The sequence below is a fragment of the Vibrio sp. OPT18 genome, assembly GCF_015163615.1.
Taxonomy (GTDB): domain Bacteria; phylum Pseudomonadota; class Gammaproteobacteria; order Enterobacterales; family Vibrionaceae; genus Vibrio; species Vibrio coralliirubri.
The window spans coordinates 114,662-140,864 of record NZ_JADDYK010000092.1 but is presented as its reverse complement, the minus strand read 5'-3'; the positions used below and the strand labels follow the sequence as shown (position 1 = coordinate 140,864).

Sequence of the window (26,203 nt, the reverse complement as noted above, 5' to 3'; positions counted from 1 at the left end):
AAGAATGACGGCGAGAATTTATGGCGCTGAGAGCGCCTCAAAAGTTGCGAGTAAAATGGGTTGAGACAATAATGGAAGAGAAATAAAAAGCAGCCGTTGCTGCAAAGACTACTAGACGAAGAAATCCTTTAATTACCAGCGCATTCTTATCTCAAACGCCCAACGGGCTTCTGGGAATTAGCAATTTCACATGGCTTACAGTCATTCAATTGTTCGGAATTTCTGAACCGCGCAGTAGTCTCGCTTCATTACCTACTGACTTGATTTAAGCAGTAGGCGTTCATTCGAAATGAACGGGAGCAATAACACTAATCTGAAATCGCATTGATACCTACTACTGTACCCATGAAATAAGAACCTTGAAATGACTGAGGTAAGAGCCGCTAGCGAAAGCGGCTCTTTTTTTAGAATTAACATATTGAGGTAGCACTATGGCAACGAACTTTTTTTACCAAATTACCCGAGTTCTAAATCGTAACCCCGATGGCTCTAAAGCGACTCAAGCAGAGAGAAAGAAGATACTAAAGTTAGCTGACAAACAACTAAGAGAGCTTAACGTCAGAAAACTTGAGCTAAGGAACTTGGGCCGCAAGCATATCGAGAAGCTTGTAACTCATTGGCAAGATCAAGGTCTAGCAGCGGGCACGATCAAGACGCGTATGACTCACCTGCGTTGGCTCTCTGAAAAAATCGGGAAGCCAGGGCTAGTTCCTAAAAGCAACGCTTCCCTTGGTATTGAAAACCGCAAATATGTCACCAACCAGAATAAAGCCAGATTCTTAGTAAATTCAAAATTAGCAACACTCAATGACAGGTATCTTGAGGCGAGTTTTCGTTTGCAAGCCGCGTTTGGTTTACGCCGAGAAGAGTGCATGAAAGTCCAGCTTCATTTAGCAGATAGAGGCGACCATTTGCATCTAGTAAAAACCAAAGGCGCAAGACCTAGAGACGTGCCTGTTCGCACTTTGGAACAACGTCAGTTAATTGATGAGGTGAAAAAGTGGGTAGGGGATAGCTCTTTAATTCCAGAAAATGATAAGTACGTTTCTCAGATGAAAAGATACGAAAGAGCTTGCATCAAAATGGGCTTAGACAAAGCGCATGGGTTACGGCATGCGTACGCGCATCAACGATACTTTGAATTGACGGGTTTTAATGCTCCTGCTGCGGGAGGGCCGTCAACCAAGGGATTAACAGGAGAGGACAAACAGCGCGATTTTGAGGCAAGAATGGTCATCACTGAAGAATTAGGACACGGAAGAGAAGAGGTTACTGCAGTTTATTTAGGCCGCTAAATCTTGCAAGTTAAGTTCGGATTCCTAATTCGGAATCCGAATAGTTGTAACCCGCTATTGGGCAGTTCCGTGTTATATGCTTTGTTAAATTAGCATTTATCGGATTATTTCACGTATTGCAAAGCCCTCTAATGTAGTGGCCTGATTCACTTAGCCACTACAATAATACTGATTGAGCGATCATCTATGCGGCGGGCTACTCTGTCGTGGGTACGTTCATCAAAGATTGAGTTAATAGGTATAGCTTTGTAGGTAATTTAATGCCACCACATACTTTATCCACAAAAGTAAGTGGCTGCGGGTTGCAGATTACAAGATGGCTAACATTTGCATGTTGGAATGCTGTACGGTATGATCGAGGGTAGTGTAATAATTGACCAACCAGAGAGGCATCGTCCGTGCTTAAAAATCTAATCCTTATTGCTATCTCAGTGGCCGTTCCGCCATTACTTTTCTTTACTGTGCCGTACATGATCTACCTGTTTCTGACCTTCAATACACGCAAAGAGAAATACTTTAATGACGCCATTATCTGGCGAACGGGTGGTCTGTTTGGTACGGGTGATATAGATATCAATAAATCCGTCAACCTCTACAAGAAAGCCACCTCAATGGGGCATGCTGAAGCAGCCTTTCATCTTGGCGAAATGTACGCTGATGGTGTGACGCGTTCTGGCTTTACTGGCTACCTGCTGACACCTGAACCACTATTATCACAGACGTATTTCAAGCGATGCCACGCCCTATCGCCAACAGTTTTTGCTCAACTGCACGCACAAAGAGAGCAAATGTTTGAAGAGATTCGTTCTAAGCTGAACTTCGACTTTTAGTGAAGTGAATATAGATGCGTACCACACTTTGGGGCAAAGACGTGTTTGCCGAGATCGGTGTCAGCACATCTTTGGACAAAAATGAGTTAGCGGTGGTCCTAACCACTTTGTAGATTTTTCCTTAAACTGACTGTCGTTGAGATTCTCAATAAAGCTATATATGTGATGAACATCATCCAAAAATACGCGTACTTGTAGCTAAGAAACTAATAACCTTAGAATCATTAATTAGGGTTGACCAACAAAGTCAGAATATTGCAAGATGACGCAAAAATTTCAGCAGGCATCATAGATTCTCGAAGGGTTGAGAAGCATACGCTTCACACTAACTAGCTGTCTATTTTTTGCCGTTCTATGATGAGACTTCTATGAATCAATTCTACGACAAGATTAGTGGCTGTATTCGCTACTCAGATTACGTTGATGCCGCAAATTGGCTTGACAAAGCGAAAGAGACACTCGACGACAGCAGTTATACTATTCTGGTTCGGAAAGTCATAGATAAGCACCCTGACATAACAAATGACCCAAACTTTTCTCATCACGAGATGTCTGGCAACATACACACCTATAGGAGTGAATACGTCACTCAATTAAAGACTCTGCTCGCGCAAGGTGCGTCCTCAGAAGCAGAAAGACTTTACCACGAACACCTTAGCTTTAAAGACTATCCCACCTTCTTCAAAGACCTAGAACAATCAAAGAAGATCGGCCGCATCAACGCGATTAAAACCAAAACAAAGAAAACACTAAGCAAGATTGAGAACGAGCTCGCTCTAGATGTTGATACGCACCTAAACTACGAGGATAAACCGTACTTTCGTCGCGTAGAAACCTCCAAAGCCAACTTCTATGTGACGCGAAGCTCCAACTACGAACTATCAACGTTCTCTTTGAAAAACAAATTCGCTCGTCACTTACCTTGGAACCATCCGATGGCTCGTAATGTGCTCAGTACCGAGATTAACCAAGAGAGCGATCATGGTTCTGTCAGCCTGATCGGAAACTACGTACCGGATCACCACAATTTAAAGTCCGTCACTTACTTAACCGCGCAAGGGCGTCATTACTTTGAAGATGCCGTTCAATCTTTGACCACTAACGACAAAACTGCCAGTGACAGTGGAAAGCCAATTGATATCGATAACTTCATGAAGATGAAAGAAGTGATACCAACGGCAAGCCAAATGAAAGCCATTTACGCGCCAGGAAACCACATCATTGACGGACCAGCAGGTACAGGTAAATCTACATCTATTCTGCAGAAGATATTGATTTTAGTTAATGATGAAAAACTTAGCTCTGAGCAGATTATCGTTATGGTTAAACACCCTGGTTTAGTGGCACCTTTCGAGGACCTGCTATTTCAAATGGGCATCAGAGGTGTCACTATTATTGCGGTGTCTGAGTTTCTTAGTACGCAACTCGGAGGCAATTATACAAATATCACTGAAGGAAAAATTGACGATTTGGTCAGTATTTCTGAAACCGTTAAACAATTCCTTACCCAGCTAGACTCTCAAGAGGCTTATACTCACTTGGTAACTTTACCTGATTGCCTCGATGAGACCGCCTTGTTTGATTTGCTGAAAAACAACAATGCTATCCAGTTCGAAATTGAACACTTCAAAGCAAAGAAAGAGAAAATAGAGCGAATGCTGCGACAACCACTCGAGGCAAAATTTGCCGAACTGGTCGTGGCATATAAAGATGAAATATCTAGCTTGGAGTATCGCAGTACCTTAAGAAAAGGATTGATCATTGATCCTGATGATTTGAGCAAACTCGAGAACGAAGAGAAAAAATATCGTTCGTTAATAGAGTTGCGAGCTCTCTCCGACGAAGATGAACAAGAACAATACGACTCTCTGACAACTAACGTTATAAACAAAGTACTCGAACTCGAGCAAAGAATCTTAGGCCGACGTATATTAACTGATAAGCCGATCGCCCTTAGTACTCTCATTGAAAAGCGAATCACTGACCAACTCGAAGAATACAAAAAGTCTGAGCAGGCAAAGCTTGACTCACAACGCCGAGACTCCATCAACAGTGACCCAGAGCTCGTTCAAATCAACAACGCTTTGAAACGCTATAAAGCTAAATTAAACGCGTCTTATCAAGCTCTCGAAGCTGCAGTAGTGAGTAATGTCACTGGTTTTAAAGATGCGGAATCCAAAGCACTACTGAAAGCGCTAACGCTTAGAAAGATGAAACTACTCAACACGATTATTATCGATGAAGCTCAAGATGTACCATCTGTAGATATTGAGTTGGTAGGCTTTTTTACTCAAAGACTTATTCTCTCTGGTGATGAAGCTCAGAGTGAAAACCCTGATGGTGTAGGTGTGTGGTGTAACCTTCGTCAGAGAACGGGGTTCTACACCGATGAAAAGCTCACTCTATACAAACTGAAACACAACTTTCGTCAAACCTATGAGCTGGGTAACCTCAGCTATAACTTTCGACAACTGATGTTAGGTTTAGAGGTAGAAGACCTCGAAGAGGAATATTTTGAAAATCAAAAAGGTTTCGAGAAGCCTGTCGTTAAGCGCGGTGAGCTAAAAGTAGAAATCGATGAAAAGCTCAAGTTTATCAAGTCGAATTTTACCCAAAAGCTACCACTGGTTGTCATCTTTGATAAACCGAACGATACGCTTCAGAAGAGTCTTGTTCGTGATTTGATTCTTAGCGGCTTGTCTGTCTCGGTAGGTGAAGTAAAAGCATACAGTGACGTGTCATTCTTACTTGCGGATCAGGTAGCTGGAAAAGAGTTTCCAGTAGTGATTGCAGTAGCCAACGAGCACACAGAAGATGGGACGCTTTACATCATGTTAAGTCGTGCCAAGTTTAACCTTACCATAACGGTAGAAGCACAAAGCGAAGTTAATGAGAAACTGAAAACACTCGCAACAAACGACATCGTGTCATTAGTATAAACTACACGATGACAAACCTAGCACTTTTGAAGTGCACCCTAGCTCACAATGGGGCAGAAATGTTTTAGACCAATAAAACTAAGGCGCTTCTTGTCTCAAACTTGGCTGCGTATTTCGATGATTGCGCTCGTGCGGGTAAATGATTAGTCGGGATACTCCGAAATATGCAGAAAGCCGTCAGCCCTAATGATTTAATGCATTTCTCGCATCAACTGGTCATTTTGTATGAGCATCTAAAAACGATCGTCGATGGCGTTGAATGGTAAGCAATAATTTGAGATAACATTACGATGGTTTACACCCGTTTGCTTTCTACTTCTAACCTCTAGGTTTCCTCGACTATAAAAATTATGCACACTACACGCCAATTACTCGAGCTTGGAGTCAACTGCTTTGAAAGTGACAATTTAAACGAACAAATGAAAGCATTTGCGTTTTGTATGCAAGCAGGCGAGCTGGGAGAGTATCAAGCCTATTACTACTTGTCCCACATTTTGTCTCAGGGACTAGGAGTCCCATCAAATTCTCAGCTTGCGGATAAATACCTATTGAAAGCATCTGAGTTCGGTATACAAGGTGCTGCATTTGAATTGCTTGTGAATACTTTCAATCAAAGCAACAGTAGTGAAGTTGTCGACGAAATCTATGCACAAATAAAAGTTCTAGCTGCTGCGGGGCATGAGGCCTCTGCTTGTTGGCTAGAAGATGACTTCATTGGCATTGCTATCTGTTACTTGGAAGGTGATGGTGTATTGCGCTCCAGAGTTGCAGCACTTATCTGGTTAGATGAAGCAATTGGATCATTCAATGAAAACAACTTTTCAGAGTTGTCAGCAATTGTAAATATGTTCGACAAGCTACCTCCCGAAACCAGTAAGGCAGTCGCTAGAATTCAGCAAAAATATGGGAGTGCTGATTTCTGCCTTAAGAAAGCGTGGGAATTGCTCGCTTCAAAACAATATCTATATCAATCCCAAGCGTTCTCTTGGTTCAAGTCTTCGGTAGAAAAAGGAAACCACAACGGCCTCAAAGGAATGGCAAAATGTTATGCAGAGGGCATTGGTTGCGAAAAGGATGACCTAGAAGCCAATCGATTGTTTCATCGACTTGCGTCAAAGTACGAGGATATTGATTCAGCTTATGACTTGGCGCTAAGGCTTGATGACAAGATTGGATACGAATCGGGACGCACTAAATTTGGCCCCGCTAAAGAATGGTACCAGTTTGCGGGATTAAGAGGTCATATTCCATCCGCTTGCAACGCAGTTCAATTATTCGATAACTATAGCATCAATGAACAAGCTTCAGTGTATAAGCAATTATTAAAAGTTGCGGTTAAAAGTGGAGACCCTCAGATTCTCTATGAGTATTCTCGTCAAATAGCTCAAGAAGCTCCCAAGAAGTCTAGGCGGTATTTACTCTGCGCAGCTTCTGGTGGTTCTGTCGGAGCAATGTATGACGTAGGGCGGCAACTACTTAGGGACAAATCGACGTTAAAAGAAGGCTTAACTTGGTTGCATAATGCAGGAGAGAAAAATCATACAGAGGCAGCTTATGAACTCGGCATCTACTTTAGCACTTTACCTGAAGATACTAAAACAAATATAAAAACAGCCGTTAGGTGGTTAGAAATCGCTGCAAAAAAAAGCCACACGGATTCAATGTACCTATTAGGTGACTGCTATATGTACAAACTAGAGAATACGCAAGAAAGGTCACTTATTGCTATTGATTGGTATCGTAAGGCCGCAGAAGCCAAACATCCCGATGCAACATTTGAATTAGGTTGGGCGCATAAAAATGGATATGGCGTATCTGTCGACTACATTAAAGCTAAACAATGGTTTAAAAAAGCATCACTACTAGAACATGATTTAGCGGAAGGTGAACTTGAAGAACTTGATCAACTTGTTTGGGAATTTTACAGAGATAACAAATAGAGCTCGTGGTGGCAATATTAGCGAGGCTTACAAGTCAAAGTATGGTTATTTTAGACCATTACTCTGAGAATAAGCTCTTCATGTTAGCAAACAAGCCGTACGGTTCATTCATATACAATTCGCAATTGCAAACTCGCTTTTATCCCTTAGCATGGCGGCATAACACGTATTTGGACGAAACATTGTTAGACCACATACTCTAAGGTGTTTGCGTCAGATTAGAAAAAGCATCTTGAAACCTTAAATGCTTGTTAGGCATATCGTAAATATGGATGACATACTATAAGCATGCCTATCTTATCATCTGGAGTTTATATGAATTTTACTGAACGAGTCGACTTCCTAATTGAATTGTTAGGTTTGTTACCCGGTAGCTGGGTAACAAATGACAGCCTTGAATACCCAAGCATTCGCTCGGATATAGATAAAGCTTATAGACCAGAAAACGCTTCAATTGGCATTGTTTTAGGCGACTTCAAGATTGAATTGGAAATTGATAGCGACTTTAAGCGCCCCGAAGAAATTGTTGACCCTAACGATTACTATAAATGCACTGTCGAAGGTGCAACAGTTCACGTTTACCATCAAATCGGAGACACTACTTATTGTGTCGAATGGGAATGCGATTGTGCTGATGTTTATACATATACACTAGTTAACGGCCAAATTAAGGAGCCGAATCGCCCAACCGACAACAGTGAAGCTGAAATTTACGGTTGGGTAGGCGAAATGAGAAATAGTTAGTTCGCGACATAGCCTCGAGTGATGCCTAACCCCCAATTAAGAGGTGTGCAACGCTACCACCTAACTCAAAGTATTGTGCCATAAACACTAAAATTGAAGTAGAAGAAAAAATGCCAAGCATGATGAATCGTTCTTAAAGTGTCTTTTTATAAGCTAAACTAAAAGCTACCATAAAACTCATTAACTTCATGACCACCCGAAAATTCACGAATACGGTATTGTCGATTTTTGGAGTCTAACCATAGGAAATAACCTAATTTATATCCACACACGTGGCGACTATCAAAGTTCCCCGAGGTCACAAAACACTGTCGTAATTCGGTTTGGTCATAATTTTTAGACGATTGCAGTCACTTACTTCCTCACTGTCGGGACGATTTGACTTCGTCATTTCCAGTGCAATCAAGTTATCTTGTTCTTTTAGTTTGCCTCGACTGTGTAAAATCAAGTCACAGGTTATTGATATTTCAACAGAGTCGTCGTCAAGGATAGTTTTGACCTTGCCTCGGTTACGGTTGTACTCAGCACCAGCAAAGTAATTTAGGAACCCAGCAGCTTTAGCCTTGGGTTCTAAAATCATAGACAACCTAGCGCATAAGTTTCGCTCCGTTACATCATTTTGAATATTGTTCACTTCAGTATTAAAGAACTCTTTTGAGTGACTGATGCTTAAAGGTTCACAACCAAGTTCTTTAGTCATTGCTGGGACTCTTTTAAAAAAGTACCTGCTTTGTGGCTGTATTTGTTCTTCTCTGGGGGGATGTGATCTATTTCTGCCGAGAATACATAAGTTTGATCGGCTCTAGCTAGCCATGAGTATTGATCCCGTTGAGTAGCATCGAGATACTGGTATGCATTCTTTAAGCCTCTAATCCAAGATAGAGATTTTGACGGCTTCATTTTTAATAGCCAACGCGTTGTATACATGAAAAGCCAACATATGGTCATCGAATATTAATGGTCAAGCGCACAGGGACAATGGTTTGTTAGTTTTTAATTCAACTAGGCGTAAACTGGTAAGGATTTTCTTTTTTAATTGATATGCTGTTGTCTAAGTTGATAGCAAACTTACAATAAAACAGTAATTTACGTTTTCTGTTGGATTAACGATGTTCTCTTTGGAGCCTGAATGCAGTTACTTGATTTAACCAATGGTCGCTACTTTCGGTATGAAAATAAAATCTACCGTAAGATAAAACAAACAAAGCCCAACAAAATATTGGTCGGTAGGTGTACTGGTGCGGGTGAGCTACAAGAATCGTTTCATTCAGGAAGAGTAGTAACTCCGATAAACCCCAAGAAAGTTAATAAAATACTTGGAACAATGCGATTAAAGAGGAGGGCAGAAAGAAAGTCGTCAACTAAACAAACTAGCAAAAACAAAAGTAAAAGTGTGATTAGTTTTAGGACGACATGCCCTATATGTGGAAGAAAGCTTACCCAAACAGGATTTGAGCAGCATAGGAGAAATTTCCATAGCGAATTAAACTCCAAAGAGTTTGAAAAATTGGTCATAGTTGCAATTAAGAATAAAACCATAAAAGTGACAGTTTTTGAGCCTGTAATACCTTGTATTTCCTCAGGGACAGCTAAACTCGAGCAGTTCAGATTGATGAATAAACACGGTTATTCTTCGATGCAACAAGGAGGGAAAGTTAGCCCTAAATAGTATTCTATCCCATAAAAAACCAGGTCCAATCCAATCTTAATATGAGTTCAGTTATTACTTTAGAAGTAGTCTGTCGATGTGGTGGAAAAGCTCCCGATAGTCAAAAAATCATTCATATCTGAGACGTTTGGCTAGATCGTATAGAGATGATTTTCTTGGAAATCAAAAATTTCATTGTGATTTTGAAAGGTCGACTGTTCATTCGGTAGGTTTGGCATATGACTATAGTGAGTAGAATCGTTATGAGTTTGAAGTGTAAGAAATGCAACAACATACAAATTGAACCGTCGCTTCAATGTCCAGTTTGTGGAAAAAAACATTCAAAAGGCGTTATTTTAAAGGCTCAGAGAAAAAAAACTGTTGAAGAGATACTTTCTCAATATTCACAGGTTTTGAATTTCAAAGACTATCTTCAAGATGTCCTCAGCGCATATTTGTACCCTACTCAAATAGCTTTGAACGGACCTAGAGCGAAGTACCAAAAATTGTCAGCATCTGTTGTAAATGTCGCTTACCAGAAAGGGTTGTTATGTCTTGAGGAGTTCCACGTTCTCAATGATTTAGTATACCCAAACGGTGTGCTTAAAAGGTATGAGACCGTTGATAATCCTACAGCACAGGTAATAGCCCAAGCCATACTTGCTTTAAATAGATTGGGCAAGGCTAGATACAAAGGAATGTTTGTCAGTGAAGAAGAATACTTCGCGCATCATTTGGCAAAAGGGAAAATAAAACTTTCAGGTAAGATACTTCATGTCAGTTCTCATACGCTGCAAGATAAATTTGATAAGCTAAGGTTACTTATTGCTGCTATTTGTATTTCAGATATTTGTGTTAATAGCGATCTGACAGTATTTTTATGCGTATTTAATAAGGTAGGTAGCTTCCCTCAAAATCTTGCAACCATTTTGCCTGTTAAACGAGACAAGAAAGCGTGTGGAGCCATGATTTATCATATCGACTTTGAGAAAAGCGAGGCTCTGCTCAATAAGTGTCTAGGTATAGATTTGAGTCTAAACCGCAAATATTCACGGGATAATCTACTTTCTGTTATCTTGAATTCTGAACTGGGAGGGGGCCTTGAACAACTTCATCCCATTGCAAAACGGTTGTTGTCGAAACTAAATCGAAGTGGCCAAGAAAAATGTCACATAACATTCGAAAAGTGCTACTGCGAATCCATCGTAAGAGACAGTACGACGAGTAGTGTTCTTGAGGCTCTAAAGGAAGATATGATCACCGATAATGAAATCATAGGCTATCTGAAGAATAACCCGGAAACGCCAGAGCGTAAGCCATTTGGAGAGCCACAATCGAAATTTCGCAATGGTACTTATGGCTTACACGGTATGGAAATTAATCGCTGGCGTCGATAATAGTTACTGTAGACAAAGGGAGAAGGTGCATTGACAACCTTCCTAGTTCAAATGTGGCAAGTCACTTACAAAACGTGGGGCAGGTTTAGAAACTTATCTTTACTGTTTTACATCTCCCTTTAGTACTTACATCACCCTTATCGTCAAAAATTACAAATTTCCGCTCTTACGTTCAATCAACTTTTGTCTGATAGCTTTAGTAAATTAGCTCCCTGTGTAATCGTAACCGTACTCACGATACAGGACAATGCGGTCTGGCTTTATTTTTCACCTCCATGGAAGATCAGCTGTCGACGTCAATCCCACACGTTTATTTTCTAACCTTTACTATTTATGACTACAGCATGAACCTATGCATGCTGTAGATATGGGTAAAAGTGCATCTACGTACGTAGTTCAGTTTGTCGTTATTAAGTGTTAAATATCTAACAATACGTTTCTTTGTAGCCTAAAAGTTAGGTGCCATCATTTTGCAAAGTGTAAGCACATAGATAGTAATAGTGTCTGAAAGGGGCAAACTACAAATGATACTTTCATAAACATTAATTGGGTTTATATTACGGTTAAGCTTCCAACATAAAGCATGACATTTTACCAATTTACAGAGCTATATTCTGGTGAGTGGACATGTAGTATCTGTATAATATTCCGCAAATAATTCAACATTATATAGAAATGAAGCTAATTCTCACCATCGTCACGCTACTATTACTCGCAGGTTGCCAAACAACTAAACAGACTAAACCAGCCCACTTTCTTGAGGGTATTCAACCAATGATAGGTGATTACGGATACTCCGCTAGCCCAGGTAATTATTGGAATGTTTATGACACAGTTCATGCTGAGAATGAGAAATTTGGATTGATGTTCCTCAATTGGGCCAGTATTGGTCCATACGGTACAAGCATGTGGATATCAACTGGACCTGGTGAGCACTTTTGCAACAGCTGGGATCTTCCGTCAGGAAACGGGGCTGTTAACGTAAATGGGCAATGGGTTAAGAGTAATGTATCGTGCTTAGGTGGACGACTTTCTTTTTCTTTAGAAGATTACTTTAGTGTTCACAACCAACACATCACAACGGCAGTTATCTTTGATTATCTGGGTAATGTAGCAATGACTTTTGATATTCGAGTGACATTTGAAACTGACGGCCTTCTGAATGCTATGAAGTTTGCTCAATTGGAGTCACGCAAGAAAGATCTTGAGAAACAGCAGAAAGCCGATCAACCGAAATAATATTTTCATTAGGTTACTATGCAGGGACGAACTTTTAAAAGCACTTCTAAAGGTTGGTTCCCTTGCTAACGTTAGATTTCCAATATTTAGCCATGCGTATATAAACAACTTCTGCCGAGATACCGGAGGTGCTATAACCTAACGTTGTTGAAACGTAGGCCATGACTTCCCGTATTCAAGAAGCTCTTTTGAATTAGATATTACGGTTAGACAACTTCCATTAGGGTGACGCTTAATTCGGGTTAAGCCCGTATAAAGCAATGCAAGAGCTTTGGGGTCTAAAGAGCTGCCAATATATATAACTAAAGCACGAGATTCCCAGCCTTTGAAACTATGAATCGTTGTTGCTTTAATCCGAGCATCCCCCATGTAAAAACCTACCTTTTGGCGTCTTGATTCATTGTCATCCGGATTATAAGTATGAAGAACACGAACCCCTTTATTTCCAAGCCTTTTTACAACTTCAAGACCAAGTGCTCTAGTGCCACATAAAAACGTTGTGTCAGCAATTGCAAGGGTTTCTGGGGACCCTGTTGTTGAAAGTCTTAACAGTTCAGAGCAACAGATATCTTCTGCGTTATTACCATTGACATGTATCCACCTAAGTTCGCAAGGCTCCAGCTCCATAGATAGTTGATTAGTCTTAGGTATATTTACTAATTCTTTTGGTAAAAAACGTTTTGCAAAGTCTGCTGCCTTATCCATAGCTATTTTGGGTAGTCTATAACTTACATCGAGTTCAGCCCAGCTACCGCTAAAGCCAGCACCTGTCATCGCTTCATCAGTCCAAGAACTGGCGGTTTCATAAATATCTTGAGTTGCATCCGCTACAAGTAACATTTCACCATCAGGCTTACATACTTTTCGTAATACTGACCACCAATTGGGAAGAAAGTCTTGGCCTTCATCAACTAAAACGGCATCATATTTTGAAGTTAGTCCATCGATAGATAGATCAATTATTTTATCAACAAGTTCTGGAAGCAGGGTTTCGAGCACTTTTTTGGGAGCTCCCACTTTCCACAGGTTGTCGTATTCATCTGTATAACCATTTTCAATGCAAACGCGCTTACACCAATAGTGAAAGTTTAGCCAAGTGATATCTGAGCGGGTTTTCCCTCCTGCTTGAGGCCATCGAACAGCAATGTCCATTAAATAATGCAGTAATGTGATGTTAAAAGTAACAACCAAGACCTGTTTGTTTTGCCCCAACAGCTCTGCAGCACGAGCGGCTAAGACTAATGACTTTCCTGAACCCGCTGCACCTCGTATACGTCTATAGCCAGATTTAGTTCTGCTAGTAACAAATGAGAGTTGTGTTTTGTCCAGTTCAATAGGTTTACGCTGAGTTTCAGAAAAGTCGGGCTCAATAAGCCAATTCTTAATATCCTTATATAATTCGGGCCCCATTTGATTTGAATAAACACGCTGAGCTTCGGGGAATACTGAAAAAAGGTCCCCTCTTTCTAATGCATTTCGCCCTGAAATCGGATTGTACTGTGGATAACGGCTCATCCCACGAAATTCAAGGCAAGGTGAAAATAGTTTTTGGGTGTAAGAATCATCTGCAAAGGGGAAGATGGTTCCGGCAGTAATAACGGAAAACCCAGCTCCTTGTTGTAACCTAGGACAATACAAATTGAATAGTTCCTGTTTATATTGATAAACCTGTTCTATCGGATTGTCATGTTGTTTCGAGAAAGTTTTTCCATCTTTGGTTGCTATCAGCTTTGGAATTGACGAGCCATTCTCATCAATCGAATATGACATAGCATTAAAATCCCAGTCTTTTACCTCAAAGACAGCTATGCCTACTTTAGGATTAAGCAATACGAAGTCTGGTCTTAGACCATTTAGGTGAGGTTGAATATAGATTTCCCAATCTTCAGGTAAATGTGTGTCAAAGAAATCAAAAACTTTACGTTCACCAGCAGTTAAAGGTTGGCGAAGAGTATTGAATGCAGATGTAGGTGGAGATACAAAACGTGTCATAAACGATGAATCAACTTGATATAAATGTTGGGTAAGGTTACACAGTAAACCTTACTCCTAGTCTGGGTATTGTGTTATTTTAACTCTTTTAAGAATGCCATACAGAAAAATTTTAGGTAATTAGATATATTCGTTAAGAAATATCAGCCAGATATTCTGCGAATGCTGCGCTTATAGTGTCGATTCTACGTTCACCTTGAAACATTGCAGGAAAATAGTCGAACTGGCATAAGTGATGTTTTTCTAAAAGGTCAGCTTTTTTCTTAAAATCGTGTAAGCCTGCCGCACTCGAAGGGGCTATAACAGCAACACGGGTAAAGTCTTTAGGTTGAGGTAATGAACGATTGTTTTGACTATAACCTTGAGTTTGCAATTCCTCTCGAATCCGACGAACCTTTAGTTCATGTTGCCCAATACTGAAAGTTGGGTTTATATCCAAAATCTTTATGGACAAACCATATTGTGAGCTGAACGTGACTTGCCCCTGAAATAGTACAGTTATGTTTCTTGTAAAATTTATATCTGTTTGATTTTAAAGCCTATTTGCTAGGTCTATATCGTTGTTCCAAATTATCGCTTTGACCGAAGATTTTTGTCCTCCTTCATTTTTATGTCCAAGAGTCATGTACATGTGTCCGGCACTGTTGCGCTTTAGATCGTCAATATCGCAGGTGAACCAGTAACGCTGGTCGAGCTCACGGCGAATTACTACACCTACCAGGTGCATTAATTCAGCTAGAGTGAAGTGGCTTAAGTCACTATTGCTTCCTCTATTTGATCTTACTGGCTCTATACTCGTCATCATTTATCACCATCTCGAAGCAATTATCACTAACAAAACAATGAATGATCTGCATAAGAGAGGACTCATTATTTATGGTTAACTTCAGTTAACATGTATCATACTCTTTGCTATGAAAGTATGAAGCACTAACAAATACTGCATTGAGTATTGCGTCATTAATAAGCATTGTAATGCATATCGAATTGTGTATATTTCCAAAAAATCGGGTTAGAGCTTTGTCATATAGTTATTAACAATTTCTTTAGTTTCCGGGTTAGTAATGGTTTTGACATTGCCTAATAATTTTGAGGCTATTTGATTCGAGGCGAGATTATTTTTCGAGACTATAGCTTCAAAGTAGAAACCGTTTTGTATTTGAGGCTTCATGCCATTAGTAAATTCAAGTGAAGCTTTCGTAGCGATTGCAGTTCCAAACCCCTGACCTCTATAACTATCTTTCACAGCCCAGTCAATCGACCAAACACCAACCCCGTCAATACTGCGTTCTAGAATGATGGCGCAACGAGCTATGACTTCATTTTTAATGCTAGGGCTAAACATGACATAAGTAACTCTAGGAACCCCGTCCGGCTTATCAAAGTGGCTATACACATCATCAAACATTCTTCCAGGTTCAAGCTCTATTGAGTTCTTATCAATAGCGTCAGAAATGTTTTCTAAGCCGGTAATAGCCATCTCTGAACCAAAATCTCTTTGTCTTTTACTTCTTTTAAAAAATCCGAACATACACACCTCAATATGTTTAATAAAATTCTATACAGAATTTTGTTCTGAAAGTAAAATGCAACTTTATTTATAAGTTGATATACCTTACTCGATCTGAGTAACAACTATTCTAACCATATGTAGTGAAAACTTAGTAACCCACAACACTCAGATGTAGCTGAGCTTGATGATATATAAGTCAAGTTCAACTTACTCTTAACTTGATGAGTTCAAAAGATTTTCATCTAATCTAGAGCAGCTCTTTATGATACATAAATCCGAGCGAGACCTTTTCTCAAAGAACTTTAAAAAGACCCAAAACTCTGTTTTGGCTTATAAAGCAATGATTGAAAAGGATAATCAAAACCTTTTTGATGTAGCCAATAGATCTTTTGAGTTTCTTGATGAGGTCTTTGAGGATCTTTTTTTTGTTTCAAATGAAACTAAGAGAGGGATTTTTAAGAATACAGGGAAGCTGATTGGAGCTGCGCTGTCGTTGGGGGGATCATACTCATTGGAGTTACAAAATAAGCACTATTCTGATGTTCATGAGGCGATATATGAACCTATGATACATAGCTTAAAGAATATTGAAGATAGGACTAAGGAAAGTCTAGAGTCTATTGGAAATAGTCTAAAGGGGCTCAATGAGTCTTTAAGGCCAGTTAGAAAAGTGTTCAATTCTACTGCATATGAAACTAAAAACTTAAAGTTAAATCAGTATGAGAAATTTCAAGTCGGGTTCGATACATCGATGAATGTTGGTTTTGGTGGACTTGTTGGGGGAACTGTTGCTCTCGGTGCGTGGGGGGTAGTCTCGATTGTCGGTGCAGCATCTACAGGAACTGCTATCTCATCACTGTCTGGTGTTGCGGCAACAAATGCGACACTTGCTTGGTTTGGGGGAGGTTCTTTAGCTGCGGGTGGAGCAGGTATGGCCGGAGGCTTTTGGGTATTGGGAGGAATTATTGCAGCCCCAATGATGTATTTTGTGACTAAGAATGCTTATAAAAAGGTAGAAGAAGTCAAAGAGCAAAAGAATAAACTGCTTTCGGAGGCAGAAAGGCTCCAGGGAATGCTCCCTAATGCTAGAACGCAATTACTAGAGGTTAGAAAATATGATGCACATATTTCTGCGACTCTTCAAAAATACCTTCCTCTAATTGCAAAGGAACTCCAAGTATATAAAAGTCATTGCCCTATGTTATTTCGCTTATTTGGTGGAAAAATGAACCCGAAGCAGAAAGAATCATTTGATAGGTTAACTCAATTAGTATCGGAAACTTTTATACAGTTAGGGTTGAAATAAACCTCGTCAAAAACTAATTCGAAAGAGGTGCAATAGGTGGCAATTTATCGAGATCCAAGATTGAAGTTTGTTAAAATCACGCTAACATCTTAGTTAAGAAAAACTACTGTATAAGTCCACCTTTCGTCCACCCAAGCAAGATTGGGATAAAGTGGGGAAGGGGAAAGTTGATTTTTTTCAGTGTATTGCGCGAGATTTACGACGTTTTTGAGGGCTCAGAAACGGTGAAACCCCGATGTTGGTAGCATCGGGGTTTCGAATTTCTAGATTTCTCGACTGGTAAGATCGATTATCTTTTCTATGCAGAAGGCTGGATTAATCCAATCTTATTCCTTGGTAGGGAATTAGATACGGATGAAGTCCATGTGCTCAACTTTTGGCTTGAACGCGTGACGTTGAACGTCTTGTGGCTTAACCTTAACTTCTGCGCCGTCAATCAATAGAGTGATTGCTTCGTAGAATTCAGGCTTATCCATTTGGTTGATCACGTCAGCGTGAACAAGTTCGATAGCTACAGCTTCAGCTTCGCCACCGTAGATTACAGCTGGGAATTTACCAGCGTGACGTAGGCGGCGGCTCGCACCTTTACCTAGTTCAGTACGTACTACTGCTTCAAATTTCATAGTTTTACTCTCAAATTAGTAAAAATTAACTTCACACCTCAATGCGACCTTGAGTGTGTGGTAATGCTTAAACATAAAAGTTCATGCTTAAGCGAGCGCGGATACTAACATCACATTCCAATATGAGCAAGTCAGAAGCCCATCTCAAAGTGAATTTCCTTCGATAATGGGTTCGTTTGGAGATAAAACGTTCGCTAACGCTTGTTTAGCGCATTTTAGCCTCTTTTACATCGCCATTCTTATCTATTTATATCACCGCTAAATCATCAAGTTAATGAACGGAAAATGAATGTTTGCCTAAGACTTGGTTAAGGCTTAGTTCGTTAATCTTAGTGTTAATTAAACAGCAGAATGATAGGTGAAAATATGGAACCGGTAAGCATTGTCGTAATTACGCTAAACGAAGAGAAACGCATTAGCCGCTTAATGGAAGAGTTGAGCGTGCAAACCCACCAAGAGTTTGAAGTGATTGTTGTCGACTCGAACAGTGAAGACAACACCAGAGAAGTGGCACAAGCTTATGAAAACGCTTTGCCAAAATTAACAGTTCATCATATGGAAAACCGTGGTGTGAGCCTTGGCCGAAACACAGGTGCGTCATTGGCGCAATACAACAGAATCCTTTTCTTAGATGCTGACGTGAGCTTGCCTCGAAACTTCCTTGCGAAAGCGCTTTATGAACTAGAAGAGAAGAAGCTTGAAGTGGCGGGTGTGTACATGAGCTCGAAAGGTTTGCCGCTTGTACACAAGTTTGGTTACGGGCTATTTAACGCAGGCTTGTTTACTACTCAGTTCTTTTTCCCGACGGCGATTGGCGCATGTATTTTCTCGACTAAACGAGCGCATGATGAGATAGGCGGTTTCGATGAAGAGATCGTACTGTGTGAAGACTGTGACTACGTAAAACGTGCGAGCAAAACATGGCGATTTAGATTCCTAAATATGACTTTTGGTTTTGACCCACGTCGTTTAGACCAAGATGGCGTTGTGAAGACAGGCTCTACTTATCTTAAAGCCAATGTAAGACGTTTCTTTAAAGGCGAAATGCGTAACAACGAGATGAACTACAAGTTTGGTCACTACAAAGAACAGTAAGCATTGAGGTTGTTATGTTTGATGGACTAGGGCTTTTTCTGGGAGCATTGGGTGATGCTCTCATTGGCCCAAACCTATTTGTACCGGGAGAGCCCTTTTTTATCGCAGCGGGCTTTCAACTGTATTCAGGTGCATGGATGGCGTTGGTTTTGGTAATGCTAGGTGGTTTGCTTGGCGACCAACTCAGTTATTTCATTGGTTATAGATACGGTGCTAAGGCGCAACGAAGGCTTATTAAGTTTCGCCCTAAAACCAAGAGACTAATTGCGCGCTGCCGCTATTTGGTTGCTCGTAAAGGTACATACATCATTCTTTTTGCTCGCTTATTAGGGCCTATCGCTTGGGTAGTGCCATTTATAGCGGGTTCGCATCGTGTACCGTGGCGCAATTTCAGTGTGTTGGCGTTGTTCGGCTTGGCCCTTGGTGGAGGGCAGTTCATTGCTTGGGGTATGTTGCTGGCGCACGGCGTTGAAAACTTTCCGTGGCTTAATAGCCTTAAGATATTTATCTCTGAGCATAATAGTTTGATCGTCGGGGTATTCGCGGTATTGGTCTTCACCATTATCGGTTACCGAATGAAGTGGCAACGCTTGGTACTTAAGTCGAGTGCGCTGTTGTTAGCGTGGGCATTGTTTGCGAACTACGCACACTTTTTTTGGAAAGCGGATGACTTTCAGGATCAACAAGAGACGGCTCAAATTGACAAAGTCGACTGGAATTCGGTTACCTATAAAGCGTTCCCTGGCAAATCTTCGTTCTACTCGGCACAAGCGATCAACGTAATTTATGTTGGAGCAACTCCAAGAGATTTAATGAAGCAATTAGGCTGGATAGAGAATCAAACCTTCTCTCGAAATGAGATTGAATGGGCTGGCTATCTCGCATTGCTTAGAGACAAGACGCCGCCAGTGTCTGATTTATATTGGCGAGACAAGCCGCAAGATATGGCGTTTCAATTGCCGGGTAATTTGATGAAGCGCAGCCATATTCGCTGGTGGCGCGCAGGTGTCGATATTAAAACTAACCAGCCTCAGTGGTTAGGCGCAATTAGCTATGATGATGGCCTTAAAGTCACGCCTTACTCAGGCATTGTGACCGTACTTCATAACATTGACCCTAATGTTGATGAAGAGCGAGATCGGCTCGCTAATCAGATACGAACGTCACTACCAGACATCGAGTTAGACAAGTACCCATTGGCAACGGTGGAAGTGATCAATGAAGATCATGACTATTACACTGATGGCCGGGTATTAATGATTGGAGCAACGACCCTTAGTGATAATTCACAAACTTTAGATGTCGCAGTGAACGATATTCAGAGTAATATATAAGGTCGAATCAACGAAACCTTTCTTCGTAGTGCTCTGGTTTTTCTTAGATATCAACAAACTCAAGCCTTGTTTGAACCCTCAATCAAACAAGGCTTTGAACTATCTGCTTGCCATGTTTATCCAAACATCACCTTCTCTTACGCAATGTCTCAGCTATAACTTGTTCTACTTTGACTATGCTCATTAAGGGCGAGTAAGCGGCGAAAGCAAAGGACAACGTTATGCAAATGAATCCGATTGGTTGGTTTGAAATTTATGTTGATGATATGTCGAGAGCAAAAGCTTTCTATGAGTCAGTATTTAAAGTGACGCTGGAAAAGTTGAACAATGAAACCGGAATCGATGTTGAGATGTGGGTATTCCCTTGCGAGATGGAGAGTTATGGTGCCACCGGTGCTTTATGTAAGATGTCCGATGTAAAAGCGGGAGGCAACAGCACCATGGTTTATTTCTCTTGTGAAGACTGTGCGACAGAAGCAAGCTTGGCTTCGGTCAATGGCGGCACGTTACAAGTGCCAAAAATGGACATTGGTGAGCATGGTTTTATTAGTGTAGTTAGCGATACAGAAGGCAACATGATTGGGCTACATTCGATGGGGTAATTATGTTGAAGTGAGCAGTTTTCCGTTGAACCGAGATAAAACTAAGCCCTAGCATTACGTTAGGGCTTATTGTTGTTTAACTGTTCTTAGCTTGTTCAGCCTTTACTTACTTTAAGCACCAGAGAGGCTTTTAATCCGCCCATTGAACTCTTGCTGAGCGTTAGGCTGCCTCGGTAGCTGTGTGCCATTTCATTCACGATATTAAGCCCTAAGCCTGTTCCTGGTGTGGTTTCATCAAGTCGAACGCCACGTTTGGTCACTTGCTCAAGCTTCTCTTCAGGAATGCCTTGGCCATCATCTTCAATCACCAACTCTATGTTGCCATCGTCGAGTTCATTTGCATGGACGCGAATAATGCTGCCAGCCCATTTGTAACTGTTCTCGAGTAGGTTGCCGACCATTTCATCAAGATCGGTTTTTTCTACCGCCACTTCAATCTCAGAGTCTAGCTCGTTAATTATGGTGACTTCGTTGGCTGCGTAGACTTTATCAAACGCCATTGAGATAGCTTCAACACGCTCACAAGGTGAAGACTTCACCGAAAGAATGTTCATTGCACCTGCCATACGAGCGCGGCCAAGGTGATAATCGATTTGGCTTTGAATCTGATGAATGGGCTGTTGTAGCAGTGCCTTGTCATCCTCTGGAAGTCGCTCAATCTCATTTTTCAGAACTGAAAGCGGTGTTTTCAACGCATGAGATAAGTTACCCGCGTGGTTACGAGCTCGCTCTAATAGCTCTTGATAGTGGAAGAGCAGGGCATTGAGATCCGAGACTAATGGAGAAACCTCTTTCGGGTAGTTATCGCTTAACCCTTGTTGCTCGCCGTTTCTTAGCATTACCAGTTCGCGTTGCATCTTGCTGAGCGGTAATAACGACCAACTGACTTGAATACCGATCAACATCAACACGCCAACAAACAGCAGCATTAGGATCAACCAGACTTGGCCAGTTAGTTCGGTAAGTGTGGATTCTAGCGGATCTTCGTCAATACCAATGGTGATCGTGACAGGGTCGCTCAGTTCAGGCAGGTAGATATCTTGCTCGATGTAAATCAGCTTTTCTTTCTCAGGCCCTTTGACTGATGTGTGAATTGGCGAACGCTTGATGGTGAGGTCTTTATCCCATAGTGAGCGAGATCGAATGATTTGCTCTTGGGTAGCGGCGCGCCAATAAATACCACTGTAGGGCTGGTTGAACCGAGGATCCGATAGACGCTCTGCCATGATCAGGTTACCACTGTCATTGGTTTCGATATTGGCGGTTAACTCATCCATGGTTAAGCCAAGCTGCTGCTTCATGTCATCGACGAGGTAGTCGTTAACCAGCTTCGGAATCCCGACACCAGCCGCTAATATCATCGCACCTAGCCAAAAAGCCGCAGCAAGGAGCAAACGGCTTTTTAGACTGATGTTTTTAAGTGTTCGTTTCTTTAGATTCATGCATTTCCAGCCTGCCTTTGCTCATCGTGACTTATCGTATTGCGATGATCAGAACAGGCTATCCACTTAATTGATGGTTACTCTTGGCGTGATTGACGATTGAGTTATTCGGCATTCAGTTGGTAGCCAAGGCCACGAACGGTTTTGATGATCTTTGGAGCGATTTTTTTGCGAATACGACCAATGAACACCTCAACCGTGTTTGAGTCACGGTCGAAGTCTTGCTTGTAGATATGCTCAACCAACTCAGTGCGCGAGATAACTTTGTTTTGGTTATGCATGAAGTACGCGACAACTTTATATTCCAGCGCCGTGAGGCTAACTGCTTGACCTTGCCACAACACTTTAGAACTGCGTGTGTCTAGGCTTAGGTCGCCGATTTGAAGTATTGGTGCAGCACTGCCTGATGCGCGGCGCAGTTGAGCACGGATACGGGCAATCAGTTCGACCATCTCAAATGGCTTAGTTAGGTAGTCATCAGCACCCGCGTTCAAGCCCTCAACACGTTGAGTTAGTGTGTCACGAGCACTTAAGATAATCACAGGTGTGTTGATATTTTCGTCTCGAATGCCTTTTAATACCGTTAGGCCGTCAAGCTTAGGTAAACCTAAATCGAGGACAATCGCGTCCCATTCTTCTGACGTTGCACGGTAGAGTGCGTCGATACCATCTTGAGAAAGCTCTGGAACCCAGTCGGCTCCCTCAAGTGTTTCAATAATTTGTTGGCCCAAACGAGGCTCGTCTTCAACGACTAAAATTTTCATAATTGTTCTTCTTAATTCTTGTAATGACTGTTCGTCGTGCTTAATTATTCGTTGTGCTTAGCTCTTAGTCGTACGTAACTAGTCGCCGTGCTTAATTGCGTCTTTAAAGTTGCGGCCTTTGATCATAAGCATTTCTAACGTCTCAGCGTTGTATTCGACTTTGATGATGTTGTTTTGGTAATTGATTTTTAGTTCATACACCCAAATGTCGTCATCTTCTTCTAGTTCTACTTTAATGATTCTGCCATGAAGATCGTTTTCAACCGCGGCATACATTTCTGAGAAAGGGCGAATGTAGCCTTCTCGTACGGCTTCGTAGACTTCGTCTTGATCTTCTTCAAATTCGATGCTGGTTCCTGCTTTATGAACGTCCTGCACTAATTCATGACCATTATGATGTGAGTCAGCCCATGCGCCAGCAGAAACAAATAAGCCTAAGCTTATAGAAAACAAAGAAATCATAGCTTTACTAAACATAGCGAATCCTAGAGAAGGTTGATAGCGTTCAGTATAAAAAAGTAATTCTGAACAGAAAGTGAACCTGATTAATAATGAGAATTTGATACCGAAAAACTTAACGCTTAAATGGCGCAGGCTTTAATACATAAGACTAATTGTCGAGTGTTAAGAACGTAAGACTTACCTTTATTCTTAACCTTAACGCTGCTGTAGTTCGTCTTCGAATATCTTGTCTCTCATTTTCCAAAAGCGTCCGACTTTACGTGCAATCACGAATTGAGGTGGGCGGAATCTATGTTGGTGAGCAACCACTTTCGTCGGTGAGGCTTCTTCAAAAGGGCGATGTCTGTCTGCAAGGTGAGGGCGAACAAACTGGTCTTTGAAGTTCTGTTTCTGCTTTTTGGTGGTTAATGACCAAAACTCATGCACTTGCGCTTGGTTTTCCCCGCGATAGGTGACCTTAAGTTGTGATTTACCTTTCTCGTCTTTAAGCACGTTGAGGTCCATTTCTAAACATTCAAATACCAAGGCATCTTTTAGATTCAGTGCTTCTTTCAGCTTTTTGTCTGGGTCGACTAAGGTTGCATCGCACTCATGGCAAATGCGCGCGGCAATGTCGTTGTCCGCACCACATTCACCGCAATATTTCGCTCGGAAACGATAGTTGCAGTGTTCGCGTTCGCCCGTGTCTTCATCGGTAAAGTAGCCTTGGCATTTACGACCAAAGTGTTCAAGCAAGAAGCCGTTGCTGTCTAGCTTGCCCCAAAAGTTGTTATTGAAGCCGCACGCCGGGCAAGGGATGGTGATGATTTCACTGTCTGAATCGGGTTTAGGGCCGCCGACCTCTGGTTGGTAAAGGTCGTAACTGTTGCCCGCATAGTCGAGCACTAAACACTCTTTCTTACCTGGGGATAGGCGTAAGCCACGGCCTACGATTTGTTGATACAAACTGATGGATTCTGTCGGGCGCAAAATCGCGATTAAATCGACATGTGGCGCATCAAAGCCTGTGGTTAATACAGATACGTTAACCAAGAACTTGATTTTACGTTCTTTGAAGTCGCTGATAATTTGGTCGCGTTCTAGTGTCGGCGTATCGCCAATCACAATTGAAGCTTCACCTTCTGGCAATAAGCCGAGGATCTCTTGCGCGTGTCGAACAGTGGCAGCGAATACCATGATACCTAGTTTGTCTTGGGCTAGATGAATAATCTGGTCGACAATCTGCGGGGTCGCTCGTTTCGATTGCTCGATCACCATGTCGAGTTCTGCTTCTTTGTAGCGGCCAGTGCTCGCGGGCTTTAACTGGGAGAAGTCGTAGCTCAACACGGGTGCATCGATCATACGTGCAGGAGTTAAGAAGCCTTCGTCGAGCAGGTAACGAATCGGCAGCTCAAAAATACAGTCGCGGAAGAAACGTGGCTCATCTGAACGCACTTGACCGCGAGTGTGGTATTGATAAATCCAACCCATCCCAAGACGATATGGGGTCGCTGTTAATCCAAGCACCTTGATGCCCGAATTATTCTCGCGCAAGTGAGTGATCACTTTCTGATAACTACTGGTCTTTTCATCGGGAACACGGTGGCATTCGTCGATAACCAAGAGTGAAAATTGGTTAGAGAATGAATCGAGATTTCGCACCACAGATTGCACCGAAGCAAACACGACTTGCTGGTCGGTTTCTTTGCGTCCTAAACCTGCAGAGAAAATTGAGCCTTTCAGCCCATAACCTTCATACTTTTCATGGTTCTGTTCAACCAACTCTTTTACGTGAGCAAGTACCAACACTCGACCTTTCGCAAGCCTTGCCAGCTCTGCAATCACAAGGCTTTTCCCTGCACCTGTCGGAAGCACGAGAACAGCCGGAGTTTGGTGTTTTCTGAAGTAATGAATCACTGATTTTACAGAATCAGCTTGGTACGGGCGGAGTGTATACATATCGCGTCTTGTAAGAAGGAAAACAAATAGTGTGAAATAGCTCAACTAATTGAGCAAAGGTGACTATAATACCCGACTTAGATTAGTTGAGGTATTCATGCGTTTAGATAAATTTCTGTGCGATGCATTAGGCGTCACTCGAAGAGAAGCAACACACTTATTAAAATCCAAGGCAGTGACAGTAAATGATGTCATTCAAAAAAGCGGTTCACTCAAGGTAACTGAAGAGTGCGTTGTGGAATGGCAAGGCAATGAACTGAATGTTCACGGCCCACGTTACATCATGCTTTATAAGCCAGAAGGCTTTGTTTGTTCGCATGAAGATGGCGCAAATCGTATCGCGTTTGAATTACTTGATGAAATCAAAATGGATAAGCTGCACTTTGCTGGCCGTCTAGATATTGATACAACAGGTCTTGTGTTGATTACCGACGATGGTAAGTGGTCTCACCGTATCACTTCGCCAAAGCACAAGTGCGAGAAGACGTACCGTGTGTGGTTGGTTGAACCTGTTGAAGACGATTACGTTGAAAAATTCAAAGAGGGCATCCAACTTAAGAGCGAAGATGGCCTAACACTTCCTGCACACCTAGAAGTTCGTGCAGAGCGTGAAGTGCTGCTAACGATTCACGAAGGCAAATACCACCAAGTTAAACGTATGTTTGCGGCACTTGGTAACAAGGTAGAAGCACTACACCGTGAACGTATTGGCGAAATTGAGATGGACGAATCTTTAGAGTTAGGTGAATACCGTTACCTAACGCAAGAAGAAGTCGATTCAATCTGGAAGTAGTCCTTAGCTAGAAGTTGCTCTTAACAAGAAATTGTTCTTAGCAAGAAACAACTTTTGCTGGAAATAGCCCTTTCGTTGTAAAGCCGACCATGGATAGCGTCGGCTGGTACTAGGAAAGTCTCAGCCAATCTTTGACTCGCGTACTCACGCTAGTCCCTAGCTCTATCAGTTGAACATTCGGAGAACCATGCAGACATCGATCTCACAGAGCCCAAGCTCCCAACCAGAAGCACCTCAATTAGGCTTAGTGCTGTTTTTGATTCTAGGTGCGATTGGTGCACTTACTCCGCTAGCCATTGATATGTAT

23 protein-coding genes are annotated in these 26,203 nt (G+C 41.7%); 13 read left to right on the top strand and 10 right to left on the bottom strand.

Annotation, left to right across the window (positions count from 1 at the left end; translation table 11 throughout):
- Positions 1–431: 431 nt before the first annotated feature.
- The 5 genes from IQQ51_RS23595 to IQQ51_RS23575 all read left to right on the top strand — a co-directional run bounded on the left by IQQ51_RS23595 (position 432) and on the right by IQQ51_RS23575 (position 7,748).
- Positions 432–1,295: a phage integrase N-terminal domain-containing protein gene (locus tag IQQ51_RS23595; RefSeq protein WP_193842260.1), complete on the top strand. Its 864-nt coding sequence runs from the start codon at positions 432–434 to the stop codon at positions 1,293–1,295.
- Positions 1,296–1,693: 398 nt separating this feature from the next.
- Positions 1,694–2,125, top strand: coding sequence for a sel1 repeat family protein (locus IQQ51_RS23590; protein ID WP_193842259.1), 432 nt, complete (start codon positions 1,694–1,696; stop codon positions 2,123–2,125).
- A 368-nt stretch (positions 2,126–2,493) separates the two neighbouring features.
- Entirely contained in the window at positions 2,494–5,064 is a 2,571-nt protein-coding gene (locus IQQ51_RS23585; protein WP_193842258.1) for an AAA family ATPase, read from the top strand.
- Positions 5,065–5,483: 419 nt separating this feature from the next.
- Positions 5,484–7,004 carry a tetratricopeptide repeat protein gene (locus IQQ51_RS23580; protein ID WP_193842257.1) on the top strand — a complete coding sequence of 507 codons (1,521 nt, stop codon included), beginning with the start codon at positions 5,484–5,486 and terminating at the stop codon, positions 7,002–7,004.
- Positions 7,005–7,319: 315 nt separating this feature from the next.
- Positions 7,320–7,748: a hypothetical protein gene (locus IQQ51_RS23575; RefSeq protein WP_193842256.1), complete on the top strand. Its 429-nt coding sequence runs from the start codon at positions 7,320–7,322 to the stop codon at positions 7,746–7,748.
- Between the two features lie 298 nt (positions 7,749–8,046).
- Here the strand turns inward: IQQ51_RS23575 and IQQ51_RS23570 are convergent, their stop codons facing one another.
- The gene (locus tag IQQ51_RS23570) at positions 8,047–8,448 is read right to left on the bottom strand and encodes a hypothetical protein (protein ID WP_193842255.1); all 402 of its coding nucleotides are present in this window, start codon (positions 8,446–8,448) and stop codon (positions 8,047–8,049) included.
- A 429-nt stretch (positions 8,449–8,877) separates the two neighbouring features.
- Between IQQ51_RS23570 and IQQ51_RS23565 the strand changes: the two genes are divergently transcribed.
- The 3 genes from IQQ51_RS23565 to IQQ51_RS23555 all read left to right on the top strand — a co-directional run bounded on the left by IQQ51_RS23565 (position 8,878) and on the right by IQQ51_RS23555 (position 12,032).
- Positions 8,878–9,417: a hypothetical protein gene (locus IQQ51_RS23565; RefSeq protein ID WP_193842254.1), complete on the top strand. Its 540-nt coding sequence runs from the start codon at positions 8,878–8,880 to the stop codon at positions 9,415–9,417.
- A gap of 242 nt (positions 9,418–9,659) precedes the next feature.
- Positions 9,660–10,793 (top strand): hypothetical protein, encoded by a 1,134-nt coding sequence (locus IQQ51_RS23560; RefSeq protein WP_228013193.1) that lies wholly within the window; start codon positions 9,660–9,662, stop codon positions 10,791–10,793.
- Positions 10,794–11,468: 675 nt separating this feature from the next.
- Positions 11,469–12,032, top strand: a complete 564-nt coding sequence (locus IQQ51_RS23555; RefSeq protein WP_193842252.1) for a hypothetical protein — start codon at positions 11,469–11,471, stop codon at positions 12,030–12,032.
- A gap of 138 nt (positions 12,033–12,170) precedes the next feature.
- Here IQQ51_RS23555 and IQQ51_RS23550 read toward each other — a convergent pair whose 3' ends face one another.
- From IQQ51_RS23550 to IQQ51_RS23535, 4 genes are all read right to left on the bottom strand, one after another.
- Positions 12,171–14,024 (bottom strand): nuclease-related domain-containing DEAD/DEAH box helicase, encoded by a 1,854-nt coding sequence (locus tag IQQ51_RS23550; protein ID WP_193842251.1) that lies wholly within the window; start codon positions 14,022–14,024, stop codon positions 12,171–12,173.
- Positions 14,025–14,157: 133 nt separating this feature from the next.
- A complete protein-coding gene (locus tag IQQ51_RS23545) occupies positions 14,158–14,397 on the bottom strand; it encodes an exodeoxyribonuclease VII large subunit (protein ID WP_193842250.1) in 240 nt (79 codons plus the stop codon).
- Positions 14,398–14,556: 159 nt separating this feature from the next.
- Positions 14,557–14,826, bottom strand: coding sequence for an exodeoxyribonuclease VII large subunit (locus IQQ51_RS27975; RefSeq protein WP_228013198.1), 270 nt, complete (start codon positions 14,824–14,826; stop codon positions 14,557–14,559).
- 210 nt (positions 14,827–15,036) lie between these two features.
- The gene (locus tag IQQ51_RS23535; protein WP_193842248.1) at positions 15,037–15,555 is read right to left on the bottom strand and encodes a hypothetical protein; all 519 of its coding nucleotides are present in this window, start codon (positions 15,553–15,555) and stop codon (positions 15,037–15,039) included.
- Between the two features lie 244 nt (positions 15,556–15,799).
- Here IQQ51_RS23535 and IQQ51_RS23530 point away from each other — a divergent pair, with 244 nt between their 5' ends.
- Complete coding sequence (locus IQQ51_RS23530) at positions 15,800–16,843, top strand: hypothetical protein (RefSeq protein ID WP_193842247.1); 1,044 nt, start codon at positions 15,800–15,802, stop codon at positions 16,841–16,843.
- A gap of 344 nt (positions 16,844–17,187) precedes the next feature.
- Here the strand turns inward: IQQ51_RS23530 and rplY are convergent, their stop codons facing one another.
- Positions 17,188–17,466: a 50S ribosomal protein L25 gene (gene rplY / locus IQQ51_RS23525; RefSeq protein WP_017060373.1), complete on the bottom strand. Its 279-nt coding sequence runs from the start codon at positions 17,464–17,466 to the stop codon at positions 17,188–17,190.
- Between the two features lie 366 nt (positions 17,467–17,832).
- Between rplY and IQQ51_RS23520 the strand changes: the two genes are divergently transcribed.
- The 3 genes from IQQ51_RS23520 to IQQ51_RS23510 all read left to right on the top strand — a co-directional run bounded on the left by IQQ51_RS23520 (position 17,833) and on the right by IQQ51_RS23510 (position 20,497).
- Positions 17,833–18,561 (top strand): glycosyltransferase family 2 protein, encoded by a 729-nt coding sequence (locus IQQ51_RS23520; protein WP_017079049.1) that lies wholly within the window; start codon positions 17,833–17,835, stop codon positions 18,559–18,561.
- A 14-nt stretch (positions 18,562–18,575) separates the two neighbouring features.
- Positions 18,576–19,895, top strand: coding sequence for an LssY C-terminal domain-containing protein (locus tag IQQ51_RS23515; RefSeq protein WP_193842246.1), 1,320 nt, complete (start codon positions 18,576–18,578; stop codon positions 19,893–19,895).
- A 221-nt stretch (positions 19,896–20,116) separates the two neighbouring features.
- On the top strand, positions 20,117–20,497 hold the full coding sequence (locus tag IQQ51_RS23510) for a VOC family protein (protein ID WP_193842245.1): 381 nt from the start codon (positions 20,117–20,119) through the stop codon (positions 20,495–20,497).
- 95 nt (positions 20,498–20,592) lie between these two features.
- Here the strand turns inward: IQQ51_RS23510 and IQQ51_RS23505 are convergent, their stop codons facing one another.
- The 4 genes from IQQ51_RS23505 to IQQ51_RS23490 all read right to left on the bottom strand — a co-directional run bounded on the left by IQQ51_RS23505 (position 20,593) and on the right by IQQ51_RS23490 (position 25,103).
- Positions 20,593–21,939, bottom strand: coding sequence for an ATP-binding protein (locus tag IQQ51_RS23505; RefSeq protein ID WP_017060376.1), 1,347 nt, complete (start codon positions 21,937–21,939; stop codon positions 20,593–20,595).
- A gap of 104 nt (positions 21,940–22,043) precedes the next feature.
- A complete protein-coding gene (locus IQQ51_RS23500; RefSeq protein WP_017060377.1) occupies positions 22,044–22,703 on the bottom strand; it encodes a response regulator transcription factor in 660 nt (219 codons plus the stop codon).
- A gap of 78 nt (positions 22,704–22,781) precedes the next feature.
- Positions 22,782–23,180 carry a PepSY domain-containing protein gene (locus IQQ51_RS23495; protein ID WP_017066076.1) on the bottom strand — a complete coding sequence of 133 codons (399 nt, stop codon included), beginning with the start codon at positions 23,178–23,180 and terminating at the stop codon, positions 22,782–22,784.
- A gap of 180 nt (positions 23,181–23,360) precedes the next feature.
- Positions 23,361–25,103, bottom strand: a complete 1,743-nt coding sequence (locus IQQ51_RS23490) for a DEAD/DEAH box helicase (RefSeq protein WP_052878159.1) — start codon at positions 25,101–25,103, stop codon at positions 23,361–23,363.
- Positions 25,104–25,200: 97 nt separating this feature from the next.
- Here IQQ51_RS23490 and rsuA point away from each other — a divergent pair, with 97 nt between their 5' ends.
- Positions 25,201–25,896, top strand: a complete 696-nt coding sequence (gene rsuA / locus IQQ51_RS23485) for a 16S rRNA pseudouridine(516) synthase RsuA (protein ID WP_017060380.1) — start codon at positions 25,201–25,203, stop codon at positions 25,894–25,896.
- Positions 25,897–26,203: the final 307 nt, after the last annotated feature.